The organism is Nocardia sp. XZ_19_231 (assembly GCF_015355705.1).
Taxonomy (GTDB): domain Bacteria; phylum Actinomycetota; class Actinomycetes; order Mycobacteriales; family Mycobacteriaceae; genus Nocardia; species Nocardia salmonicida.
The window spans coordinates 961,345-972,666 of record NZ_JACUZI010000002.1; the positions used below are offsets into that span (position 1 = coordinate 961,345).

General features: G+C 64.9%; 14 protein-coding genes. 12 read left to right on the forward strand and 2 right to left on the reverse strand.

From position 1 onward, the window contains the following. The first annotated feature begins 1 nt into the window (after position 1). The 8 genes from rplF (at position 2) to map (ending at position 5,113) form a co-directional block, all read left to right on the forward strand. A complete protein-coding gene (gene rplF, locus IBJ82_RS11620) occupies positions 2-541 on the forward strand; it encodes a 50S ribosomal protein L6 (RefSeq protein WP_194825886.1) in 540 nt (179 codons plus the stop codon). Between the two features lie 2 nt (positions 542-543). Next, positions 544-951 (forward strand): 50S ribosomal protein L18, encoded by a 408-nt coding sequence (rplR, locus tag IBJ82_RS11625; RefSeq protein WP_194825887.1) that lies wholly within the window; start codon positions 544-546, stop codon positions 949-951. A gap of 31 nt (positions 952-982) precedes the next feature. Then, the gene (gene rpsE / locus IBJ82_RS11630) at positions 983-1,642 is read left to right on the forward strand and encodes a 30S ribosomal protein S5 (protein ID WP_056818377.1); all 660 of its coding nucleotides are present in this window, start codon (positions 983-985) and stop codon (positions 1,640-1,642) included. A gap of 1 nt (position 1,643) precedes the next feature. Beyond that, on the forward strand, positions 1,644-1,823 hold the full coding sequence (gene rpmD, locus IBJ82_RS11635) for a 50S ribosomal protein L30 (protein WP_056819257.1): 180 nt from the start codon (positions 1,644-1,646) through the stop codon (positions 1,821-1,823). A gap of 2 nt (positions 1,824-1,825) precedes the next feature. Beyond that, positions 1,826-2,269, forward strand: coding sequence for a 50S ribosomal protein L15 (gene rplO, locus IBJ82_RS11640; protein ID WP_056818375.1), 444 nt, complete (start codon positions 1,826-1,828; stop codon positions 2,267-2,269). Between the two features lie 155 nt (positions 2,270-2,424). Further along, positions 2,425-3,747, forward strand: coding sequence for a preprotein translocase subunit SecY (gene secY, locus IBJ82_RS11645; protein ID WP_194825888.1), 1,323 nt, complete (start codon positions 2,425-2,427; stop codon positions 3,745-3,747). Continuing rightward, positions 3,744-4,289, forward strand: coding sequence for an adenylate kinase (locus IBJ82_RS11650; RefSeq protein ID WP_056818371.1), 546 nt, complete (start codon positions 3,744-3,746; stop codon positions 4,287-4,289). The genes secY and IBJ82_RS11650 overlap by 4 nt, the downstream gene beginning before the upstream one ends. Positions 4,290-4,315: 26 nt before the next feature. Beyond that, positions 4,316-5,113: a type I methionyl aminopeptidase gene (map, locus tag IBJ82_RS11655; protein ID WP_194825889.1), complete on the forward strand. Its 798-nt coding sequence runs from the start codon at positions 4,316-4,318 to the stop codon at positions 5,111-5,113. A gap of 12 nt (positions 5,114-5,125) precedes the next feature. Here map and dtd read toward each other — a convergent pair whose 3' ends face one another. Both dtd and IBJ82_RS11665 read right to left on the reverse strand, forming a co-directional pair. Beyond that, the gene (gene dtd, locus IBJ82_RS11660; RefSeq protein ID WP_194826231.1) at positions 5,126-5,569 is read right to left on the reverse strand and encodes a D-aminoacyl-tRNA deacylase; all 444 of its coding nucleotides are present in this window, start codon (positions 5,567-5,569) and stop codon (positions 5,126-5,128) included. A gap of 162 nt (positions 5,570-5,731) precedes the next feature. Next, on the reverse strand, positions 5,732-7,231 hold the full coding sequence (locus IBJ82_RS11665; RefSeq protein WP_194825890.1) for a hypothetical protein: 1,500 nt from the start codon (positions 7,229-7,231) through the stop codon (positions 5,732-5,734). Between the two features lie 389 nt (positions 7,232-7,620). On the opposite strand from IBJ82_RS11665, the gene IBJ82_RS11670 reads away from it, so the two are divergent. The 4 genes from IBJ82_RS11670 (at position 7,621) to IBJ82_RS11685 (ending at position 11,313) form a co-directional block, all read left to right on the forward strand. Continuing rightward, on the forward strand, positions 7,621-9,549 hold the full coding sequence (locus IBJ82_RS11670) for a hypothetical protein (RefSeq protein WP_194825891.1): 1,929 nt from the start codon (positions 7,621-7,623) through the stop codon (positions 9,547-9,549). Then, on the forward strand, positions 9,546-10,343 hold the full coding sequence (locus tag IBJ82_RS11675; protein ID WP_194825892.1) for an ESX secretion-associated protein EspG: 798 nt from the start codon (positions 9,546-9,548) through the stop codon (positions 10,341-10,343). The genes IBJ82_RS11670 and IBJ82_RS11675 overlap by 4 nt, the downstream gene beginning before the upstream one ends. Positions 10,344-10,495: 152 nt before the next feature. Further along, positions 10,496-10,825: a hypothetical protein gene (locus IBJ82_RS11680; RefSeq protein WP_194825893.1), complete on the forward strand. Its 330-nt coding sequence runs from the start codon at positions 10,496-10,498 to the stop codon at positions 10,823-10,825. A gap of 11 nt (positions 10,826-10,836) precedes the next feature. Further along, a complete protein-coding gene (locus IBJ82_RS11685; protein ID WP_194825894.1) occupies positions 10,837-11,313 on the forward strand; it encodes a YbaB/EbfC family nucleoid-associated protein in 477 nt (158 codons plus the stop codon). Positions 11,314-11,322 lie beyond the last annotated feature (9 nt).

Consider the following 11,322-nt stretch of genomic DNA (forward strand, 5'->3'; position numbering starts at 1 on the left):
AATGTCGCGTATTGGTAAGAAGCCCATCGAGATTCCGGCCGGCGTCGACGTCAACATCGACGGCCAGGTTGTCACGGTCAAGGGGCCCAAGGGCGCCCTCTCGCACACCGTGGCCGAGCCCATCACCGTCACCAAGGGTGAAGGTAATGAGCTCGAGGTTGCTCGTCCCAACGACGAGCGCGCGAACCGTTCGCTGCACGGCCTTTCCCGCACCCTGATCGCCAACATGATCGAGGGTGTCACCAAGGGCTACGAGAAGAAGATGGAAATCTTCGGCGTCGGTTACCGCGTTCAGGCCAAGGGTTCGAACCTCGAGTTCGCCCTCGGTTACAGCCACCCGGTGCCGATCGAGGCCCCGGCAGGCATCACCTTCGCGGTGGAATCGCCCACCAAGTTCTCGGTGTCCGGAATCGACAAGCAGGCGGTCGGTCAGATCTCCGCTGTGATCCACGGACTGCGTAAGCCCGACCCGTACAAGGGCAAGGGCATCCGCTACGCCGGCGAGGTCGTTCGCCGCAAGGTCGGAAAGACGGGTAAGTGATCATGGCGCAAACTGCTAACCAGAAGGCCAAGCGGGTTCCGCTCGGCAAGGATGCTTCGACGAAGCGTCGCCTGTCGAAGACCCGTCGTCACTTCCGTCTTCGTAAGAAGGTCGAAGGCACCACCGCGCGTCCGCGCCTGGTGGTCAACCGCTCCGCGCGCCACCTGCACGCTCAGCTGATCGACGATTCGGTGGGCAAGACCATTGCCGCCGCTTCCTCGATCGAGGCCGACGTGCGTGCGTTCGAAGGTGACAAGTCCGCCAAGGGTGCGAAGGTCGGTCAGCTGATCGCCGAACGCGCCAAGGCTGCCGGTATCGAGGCGGTCGTGTTCGACCGTGGTGGTCACGACTACCACGGCCGTATCGCGGCGCTGGCCGATGCCGCTCGCGAAGGCGGGCTGAAGTTCTGATGACCATTATTTCCAACGGAAGGAACGTCTGATGCCGGGACGTCAGCGGCGCGACGGCGGCGGCGGACCCGCCGGACCGAACAGCAACAACAACAGCAACGCCGGTGGCCCCGAGGGCAACCGTCGTGGCGGTGGCGATCGTCGCGGTGGTAACGACCGTGGCGGTAACGCGGCCGAGAAGAACCAGCTCGAGCGCGTCGTCGCGATCAACCGTGTCTCCAAGGTCGTGAAGGGTGGTCGTCGCTTCAGCTTCACCGCCCTCGTGATCGTCGGTGACGGCAACGGTCTGGTCGGCGTCGGCTACGGCAAGGCCAAGGAAGTTCCCGCGGCCATCCAGAAGGGTGTCGAGGAGGCTCGTAAGAGCTTCTTCCGCGTCCCGATGATCGGCTCGACCATCGTCCACCCGGTTCAGGGTGAGGCGGCGGCCGGTGTGGTCATGCTGCGTCCGGCTTCGCCCGGTACCGGTGTGATCGCCGGTGGTGCGTGCCGTGCCGTGCTCGAATGTGCCGGTATCCACGACATTCTGTCGAAGTCGCTCGGTAGCGACAACGCGATCAACGTCGTTCACGCGACAGTTGCCGCGCTCAAGATGCTCCAGCGTCCCGAAGAGGTTGCCGCGCGTCGCGGTCTGCCGATCGAGGATGTCGCTCCGGCGGGCATGCTGCGTGCGCGTGCAGGACAGGGAGCCTGACATGGCTGATCTCAAGGTGACTCAGATCAAGAGCACGATCGGTGCCAAGTCGAACCAGCGCGACAGCCTGCGGACGCTTGGTCTGCGGAAGATCCGCCAGTCGGTGGTTCGTGAGGACAACGCTCAGAACCGCGGTCTGATCAACGTCGTGCGCCACCTCGTAACAGTTGAGGAGGTCTAGACATGACCATCAAATTGCACCACCTGCGTCCCGCCCCTGGCTCCAAGACCGAGAAGACCCGTGTGGGTCGCGGTGAAGGTTCCAAGGGTAAGACCGCCGGTCGCGGTACCAAGGGCACCAAGGCACGCAAGAACGTCCCCGCGGCGTTCGAGGGTGGCCAGATGCCGCTGCACATGCGTCTGCCGAAGCTTCGCGGCTTCACCAACCGCTTCCGGGTCGAGTACCAGGTCGTCAACGTTGGCCGCATCGCTGAGCTGTTCCCGCAGGGCGGCACCATCGGCAAGGCCGAGCTCGTCGAGGCCGGCGCCGTTCGCAAGAACGAGCTGGTCAAGGTTCTCGGCGACGGCGAGATCGGTGTCGCCATCCAGGTGACCGCCGACAAGGTGACCGGCTCCGCCAAGGAGAAGATCACCGCAGCCGGTGGCACCGTCACCGAACTGGCCTGACGGTACTCTGAATAGCAGTCGACACCGGACGAGTGGCAAACTCGTCCGGTGTCACTGTTAGAGTTCAGTCGTTGGCTGCCAACACTTGTCATGGGCTGACGTTTCCGTAAAACCGATGTCGCATGGCATGACCATGTCGTTCGCCAGGAGGATTTGTGCTTTCCGCCTTCGTATCGGCCTTCCGGACTCCGGACTTACGGCGGAAGATCCTCTTCACGCTGGGGTTGATCGCGCTGTACCGGTTAGGTGCCGCGCTGCCGTCCCCCGGTGTCGACTACCAAAACGTCCAGGAATGCGTGAAGCTGGTCTCCGGCGGTGAATCCGCCGGTATCTACCAGCTCATCAACCTTTTCTCCGGTGGCGCGCTACTGCAGCTGTCGGTGTTCGCGATCGGCATCATGCCGTACATCACCGCGAGCATCATCATCCAGCTGCTGACCGTCGTCATCCCGCGGTTCGAGGAACTGCGCAAGGAAGGCCAATCCGGCCAGACCAAGATGACGCAGTACACCAGGTACCTGTCGGTCGCCTTGGCGGTCCTGCAGGCCACCGGCCTCGTCGCGCTGGCCTCGCGCGGTCAGCTCCTACAGGGCTGTAACGAGCCGATCCTCGCCGACACCAGTATTTTCGGCATGATCATCATCGTGCTGGTGATGACCGCCGGTGCCTCGCTGGTCATGTGGTTCGGCGAGCAGATCACCGAGCGCGGTGTCGGTAACGGCATGTCGCTGCTCATCTTCGCCGGTATCGCGGCGCGTATCCCGCTCGACGGCAAGTCGATCCTGGATACCCGCGGTGGTCTGGTCTTCGGTCTCGTGTGTGCCGCCGTGCTGGCGATCATCGTGGCCGTGATCTTCGTCGAGCAGGGTCAGCGCCGGATTCCGGTGCAGTACGCCAAGCGCGTCGTCGGTCGCAAGATGTACGGCGGTTCATCGACGTACCTGCCGTTGAAGGTCAACCAGGCCGGTGTCATCCCGGTGATCTTCGCGTCCTCGCTGCTCTACCTGCCGAACTTGATCGCGCAGCTGACCGGATCGAGCACGGCGACGGAGCCGAGCTGGTGGCAGGAGATCATCCAGAAATACCTGGTGAACCCGTCCAACCCGGTCTACATCGCGATCTACTTCGGGCTGATCGTGTTCTTCACCTACTTCTACGTCGCGATCACCTTCAACCCGGAGGAACGCGCGGACGAGATGAAGAAGTTCGGTGGCTTCATCCCGGGCTACCGGCCCGGTAAGCCGACCGCCGACTATCTGAACTATGTCCTGAGCCGCATCACCCTGCCTGGCTCGATTTACCTCGGTCTGGTCGCCGTGCTCCCGAACCTGTTCCTCGACATGGGCAATTCGGGTGCGGTCGCGAACCTGCCGTTCGGCGGTACCGCGGTGCTCATCATGGTCAGCGTGGGTCTCGACACGGTCAAGCAGATCGAGAGCCAGCTGATGAATCGAAATTACGAAGGGTTCCTCAAGTGAGAGTTGTTCTGCTCGGTCCGCCGGGTGCCGGCAAAGGTACTCAGGCCGTCCTGCTGTCAGAGAAGCTGGGCGTTCCGCACATCTCCACCGGAGACCTCTTCCGCGCGAATATCAGCCAGCAGACCGCCCTCGGGCGTGAGGCACAGAAGTACATGGACGCGGGCGACCTGGTCCCCAGCGACGTCACCAACCGCATGGTCGAGGCCCGCGTCGGCGAGCCCGATGCCGCGAACGGTTTCGTGCTCGACGGTTACCCCCGCACGGTCGACCAGGCCGACGCGTTGAAGAAGATCCTCGAGCACAACGGCACCACGCTCGACGCCGTGCTGTGCTTCGTGGTCGCCGAGGACACCGTGGTCGAGCGCATGCTCGCCCGTGGGCGCGCCGACGACACCGAGGACGTCATCCGCAACCGGCTGCGGGTCTACCGTGAGGAGACCGAGCCGCTGCTCGAGCACTACGACGGTCTGGTCGTGACCGTCGACGGCATCGGCGAAGTCGATGAGGTCAACGGCCGGGCGCTCGCGGCGCTCGGCCAGTAATCAGCGGATCGGAGTACTGAGGCCGGATGGTCTTCACCCGTAAGAAGAAGGTCGTGCCGTTCCGTTCGGCGGGCGAGCTGGATGCCATGCAGGCAGCAGGCGCGATCGTCGGCGCGACGCTGGTCGCCGTTCGCGCGGCGGCCAAGCCCGGCGTTTCGACGCTGGAGCTCGATGAGGTCGCCGAGGCGACGATCCGTGACGCGGGCGCCGTCCCGTCGTTCAAGGGTTATCACGGCTTCCCCGGCTCGATCTGTTCTTCGGTCAACGACCGTGTGGTCCACGGGATCCCCTCGGCGAGTGAGATTCTCACCGAGGGTGATCTCGTGTCCATCGACTGCGGCGCCATCCTCGACGGCTGGCACGGCGACTCGGCGTGGACGTTCGGCATCGGCAACATCATCGAGGCCGATCAGCTGCTGAGCGAGGCCACCAGGCTCTCGATGGAGACCGGCATCGCGGCGATGCTGCCGGGCAACCGGCTCACCGATGTCTCCCACGCCATCGAGCTCGGCACCCGCGCGGCCGAGCAGGCACACGGTCGTCAGTACGGCATCGTCGACGGTTACGGTGGCCACGCCATCGGACGCGAGATGCACATGGATCCGTTCCTGCCCAACGAAGGCGCGCCCGGTAAGGGCCCGCGCCTGGTGGTCGGTTCGGTGTTGGCGATCGAGCCGATGCTGACTCTGGGCACCACCGACACCAAGACTCTCGATGACGACTGGACCGTGGTCACCACCGATGGTTCGCGTGCCGCGCACTGGGAGCACAGCGTCGCGGTGACCGAGGACGGGCCGCGCATTCTCACCCTGCGCCCGGAGTAGTCGCCGGCGAAGTCAACCTTCGAGCAGAACGGTGATCGGGCCGTCGTTGGTGAGTTCGATCTGCATGTGGGCGCCGAATTTTCCGGTGGCGACGGTGGCGCCCAGTTCACGGAGTGTTTCGGCGAAGGTGTCGACGAGGGGTTCCGCGAGCGAGCCGGGGGCGGCGGCGTTCCAGGAGGGGCGGCGACCCTTGGCGGTGTTGGCGTAGAGGGTGAACTGGCTGACCACCAGGATGGGGGCGTCCAGGTCGGCGGCGGAGCGTTCACCGTCGAGGATTCGCAGGCGATATGTCTTGTCGGCCAAGGCTTTCGCGTTGGCCACCGTGTCGGTGTGGGTAGCGCCGACGAGGGCGAGGAGGCCGTGGGGGACACCCGCCGCCGTCGGGTCGATTCGTCCGACGACCTGATCGTCCACGCTGACCTGGGCACTGGTCACTCGCTGCAGCAGTACTCGCACGACTCCGATCATGCCGGGTGTCCGTGCTGCACGGCATTCCAGGGCGGCATATCCGTTCCAGCGGTATGAAGTACCGCTGCCAGGATCAAGCGGGATGCGACTCCTGACACGACGAAGCCGCTGCCTCCTGCTGGGGAGGCAGCGGCTTTTCACTGCGTCGGATCAGTCCTTGCCGAAGAAGAGAATATTCGGGCCGTAGTCGGTGAGCGGGGCCTTCTCCGCGGCCTGGCGGATGCCCGCGCCGGGGAGTTCGGTGACCTTGGCGAACATTTCGGCGTTACCGAAGGCCGCTCTGACCTGTGTTTCCGAGGCGTAGTCGGCGCCATAGTCGGCCAGAGTCGCGAAATCCAGTGGGGCCAGCGGGGCATCGAGGGGCGCCTGACCGGAGGGTCTGCCGAGGGCCGCGTACTGGGTGGCGATGCCGCTGTCGTAGAGGCACAGTTCGTAGGAGATCTTCTCGATGGTGGCGACGGTGAGGACCGGCCATTTCTTCGAGAGAGCAACGGCGAGTGGATGTTTGCCGAGTGCGCCGATCTCCCAGTTGAGGCTCTTCACCGAAATCCAGCTGCCCGAGGACTTCTCGACGAGCACCACATCGGCACCGAGTTCGGTGTCGAGGTTGGTCTTGGGTTCCTTGACGCCCCAATGCTTATCGTGCACACCCGCGAATCGCCCGGCATCGACAGGCTCCGCTTTGTCCTGGGTGTACGCGGCGACGATGGCGGCACGGACCTGGTCGAGCGCGTCCGGCGCCGAGCACCGCACGGCGATCGCACCGTAGGTCGCCGAGATCTCCACCGGCCGCGATGGCGGCTCCGGCATCGCCCCTGCCGCGAGGGGCTTGAGGCCGACGAGCGCCAACCGCCAGTTGATCTCGTCGATCGTGGCCAGGTCACCGCCCGACTGGTACAGAATCTGCTGCTGAGTCAGCCGCCCCGCGCGTTCCAGGGTCGGCGCGCCCAGCTTGATCAATGCCTGGGTGGTCTTGACCGTGAGATCCAGTTCCTCGACCCGGGTTTCCCGCAATTTCGCGGTACTCGCTGTGGTGGTCACCTCGGAATACAACGCGCGATAGCTCGCGATGGCCTGCTTGCGCGAGCGCCCCACCATCAGCGTGCGCAGCAGCGTGCTCAGGCTCGCCAGATACTTCCCTGGCTGCTCGGACGCGCGCGCGTACATCCCCGCCCGAATCCGCACTGCCGACTCACTCGCCGCCACCGCCGCATCGTGATCGAGCCGCATCAACCACACGCCACACTTGGACAGCCCATCGGCGCACATGGCCGAAACATCGGGATAGTCCTGCGCGACCTGCCGATACGCCGAGCAGGCGCTGCGAATGGTGTTGGTCGCGAGCTGCCGATGCCCGACCAACCGCGTCGCCTGCTCGAACTGCCGCAACGCGTCCTGCAAGGCACCCGCGTACTCGTAGGAGACGTACCCCCCGACGAGCCAGTGCAGCCGGATCGCCACCGCTTCCTGCGCGGGCTCCAACGCCTCGGCGGTGCGGTCGCGATCCGATGGATCATCCCTGGTCGCCAGCAGGCCCTGCGCCAGCTCGGTCAACGAACCGGCCAAGCGCAGGTAGTCGTCGGCGTGCTGGCTGCGGGTGTTGGCGCGATTGGCTGCCACGCGCCGTTCGAGGCCGCTCAGGTCGGTCATGAGCAGTTCCGTCGCGACGTCAACCTGAGCCGAGTCGACGTGTCCACGTTGGTCATGAGCGGTTCCATCGCGACGTCTACCTGAGCCCTATCGTTCGTTCATTGTGGCCTTCAGACGGCCGCTTGCGCTTCGATCGAGTCTGTCACAGATCGGTGTGGGCCGTCGGATCGTCATCGGATTGCCGAATTGTTCCGGTGTGGGACAACGGTGAGTGGGAACAGGGGGTCATGTTGCTCTCCGTTCGCCGAAGCATGACCCCTGTGACTCTGGGGGAAATTCGTGGTTGCTGGAAGATGTTGGGCCTGGGCAGATTTCATTGGGGTAGCTAAGCTTCGGAGGTTCTGGCCCGAGTGAGATGGGTCATGTCGGCGTGCATCGAGGAGCTGGGCGTGGGAGAGAAGACTCCATGGGACGGGGCGGCCGGCAAGGCGAGCATCAGGGTCGAGACCGGTGCCGCGCTCCAGGCCGCCAACGCCTGCCACGATGTGATCGCGGTGCTCAAGGGGTGCCAGGACTTGCTCGCACCGGGCAAACTCAACAATTACTCCGTTGACGCGATCGGCGGCACCGAGGTCCACGCGAAACCGCTGCGGGACAGGTTCATCGAGGAGACGGACCAGGCGTCGGACTCGGTCGGTCGGTTCATCGACGCGCTGCACGACATGCGAGACATGTTCAAGGCCGCCGGCGCGGAGTACACCGGCACCGACGAGTTGTCGGCCGACGAAGTAGCCGCGTTGAAGGCGAAGAAGGACGATCTCAGCAAGGTGTCGACGTCGCCGGGCGCGGTGAACCTGGCAGACATCGCCGCGAAGGCGCCCAGGTACACGCCGCCGGATTACCAGACCGCCGGTGGCAACTACACGGTGCACGACGATGACATCGATGTGGCCAAGAAACCCGGCGCGAAGACGTCGCTCGCCACCGCCGAGGGCGCTGACGTCTTCAGGCACCACGCTCGTGAACCATCGAGCATGGGGTGGAAAGACCTGCAGAACCTCGGCAGGCGTATTCAATGGTCCCAGGTCTCGGCCGAGGTGCCGACCTGGAAAGTGCTGGCCGACCAGGTGGAATCGGTGGGCACGAAGTTTCAGACGGCCGTTCGCACGATTACCACGACGAATTGGGAGAGCAAGGGCGGTGACGCCGCCCTCGCCGCGGTGCAAGCGTTCGTCGGGTCCCTCGGTTCGTTGCGTGACGGCTTCATGATGACGCACGCGGCGCTGCAGTACACGGCCGACTTCTTGCACGCGACCGCGGCGTCCATGCCGGTGCCCGCGGACGGCGAAACCTGTGACGATGTCGGCGAAGTGCAAGAGCTGTACCGCAAGCACTACTACGTCGGCTTCGACGAGGCGCAAACCATGTTCCCGGTGGCCGCGGAACCCGCCGCACCGAAGGGCGCGCTCGGTCCGCCGCCCAAGAGCACGGAGCAAGACCCGAGCAAGCGCGACGATGGGGCGGGCAACAACGGTGCGGGCAATAACGGTGCCGGGCGCAATGGTGCGGGGACCGGCGGTGCGGGGACTGGCGGTACCGGGAGCAATAGCGGCGGGAATCAGGGTGCTGGTGGCGGTAGTAAGCAAGAGGAAAAGGCCGGCCAGCAGTCGGATGGCCTGATCGGCCAGCGCGTGGAGTTGGCCGATCAGCAGAAGGAGTTGGACAAGCAGAAACAGCAACAGGACAAGGGCAGCGGGAGTCAAACCGGTACCGGTCAAACCGGTGCCGGTATCGCGGGCGCTGGTAGCACGGGTGCCGGAAGTTCGGGCGCCGGAAGTTCGGGCGCTGGTAGCTCCGGCTCCAAGAGCGGTGCCGACAGTAGCTCCGACATGTCATCGCTGGTCTCCGCAATTTCCGGAGTCATCAGCTCGGTCACGCAGGCGCTGCCGTCTGTCATCGAAGCGCTGTCGGCCATCGATCTGAGCGCCGCCATGCCGGACCTGACTCCCTTGACACAGGCGCTGACCGAGTTCCCCGACCTGCGGGCGGCGATCTCGGACTCACCAGAATTCGCCGCGCTGATGGCTGAGCATCCCGAACTGGTACCCGTTGCCCAATCAATCGGGCTGACCGTAGATGCCCCGACTCCGGTCGCGATCTCCGCCGCCGACTCCGCAACGAGCGAGCCGGTGACGGCATCAGCGGACGCGGCAGCCTTCCCGCGCGCCGCGTTGCCGGATTTCAGCGACCTCGGGTCGCTCGCCGATATCGTCTCGCCCATTGTCGCCGCGAGTACTGGCATCGCCGTACCGGGTCTCCCGGAGTTCGCCGAGGTGAATACGGAGGCCGAGGGCGCCGACGCGGAGAGGCGGGCATGACACGAATCTGGGAATTCACCGACGTCGAGTTCTACGTCTTGTGGCAGCGCCTGGTTCGGGCGAATATGCCTCGGCCGCTGACCTTCGTCACCGAGATTCGGGACTCGAACGAGTTCGAGCAACACAAGCACGAGGCGTGGCTGCGGGTGAGCGAGATGATCGACGGGGAACTGCGTTCCGCCATCGATGTGCTGGCTCGGCCCCAAGCCTATGTGCGGTTGCGCGGGTGGCACGACCGCGCGTCGGAGGACCCGAAGTACATGATCAAGGCGCGGGCTGCCCGCTCGGGGGCACATGGCTACCTGGTGTACCAAAAGCCGGGTATCACCTCGTGGCACAGCTCCGGTTACACCGTGGTCGAGTGCGGTCCGCACGGATTGGCCGAGGCGATCGCCGGGCACATGCCGCCGCTGGAGGCGGGCAGGTCGGGGATCATCCCGCTGGTCGGGGGGCAGTCGACCGTGCAACCCGATGTCGAATCGCGTCCCTCGATGGTCTTCGAGGAGGCCGACACCGGGATCGCTGCCCGTAGCGCCGCCTTCTTCGACACCGAGGCCGAACGGACCGGCCTCATCGAAATCCTGCAGAACCAGTCCATGTTCGGCTCCCGCGGCATGCGCCGCGAGATCCTGGTCTGGCGCGATCTGCCGGGCGATGGTCGGTACACCATCGAGTTGCCGTCGGAAACGCCGACCGCTACACCGATGTCGCGACCCGCGCTGATCGCGGCAGTCGACGCTGCCGTCGAGCGCATGATGGTCCGCGTGGAGTCGCACTGGGAGGCGAGCGCGTAGCTGTCACCGTAAGGTGTTCTACGCCAATCTGTTCCGCGCTACATAAGTCCGTTCACGTTGCTGTCACCTCGGATTCGCTTTACAGTCACAGTGACGTCTTCAACGATCTGACTGGTGCGGTGCGCCGCGTAGGCGCTGGAAGTGGGCTACCGATGGCGGACAAGAATGTCGAGTTCGATTCCGGCCTATTCTTCAAGGCCGCCGACGCGACCGGCCGCGTCCATGATCGGATCAATGCCGTGTTGGATGCCCTCGCAGCATCGACGTCGAGCCGCGAAGGGTGTTGGGGCTCGGACACGCTCGGCGCGAACTTCTTCGCCGGCCCCGACGGTGACAACGGCTACGACAGCTCGCGAGAGAATACCGTGGGCAACGCGGGCAGCATGTCCACCGGCATGAACAACCTCTCCACCGGCCAGTACGAGAGTGCTGTCCTGCTCAGGAAGATGGAGCAGGGTAACCGCGACGGTCTGCGTGGCTGAGGCGAGCGCGAATGACCAATGAACAGGCGAGATCCGATCTGCACACCGTGATGGACGGTGTGCAGGAGCAGTTGCGGACCATCGCGCGGATGCAGCAGGAACGGGCGCAGATTGTCGGCACCGCTACCGTGCGCAAACGGGTAACGGTGACGGTGAATGCCGATAACCAGGTGATCGAGACGAAGTTCGCCGCCGACATCGACGACCTGGACTACGCCGAGATCGCCAAGGCTGTCACCGAAGCCGCGCAGCAGGCCGCGGCCGAGGTGGCGCGCAAGACCGCGGAGTTGACCTCGCCGCTGCAGGCGCAGCGTGCGCGGATGCCCAGGCTCAGCGACATGATCGACGGAATGCCGGAGCTGCGGATCCCACAGCCCGTCGAGGCGTCGCTTGCCCCACCGAAAGCGCGCGAGCGGGCCGAGCAAGTCGGTGGGGAAGAACCGGCCGATCGCGGCAGGCCCAATGCCGCGACGGATTCGAGCTGGTGACCTAGCGTC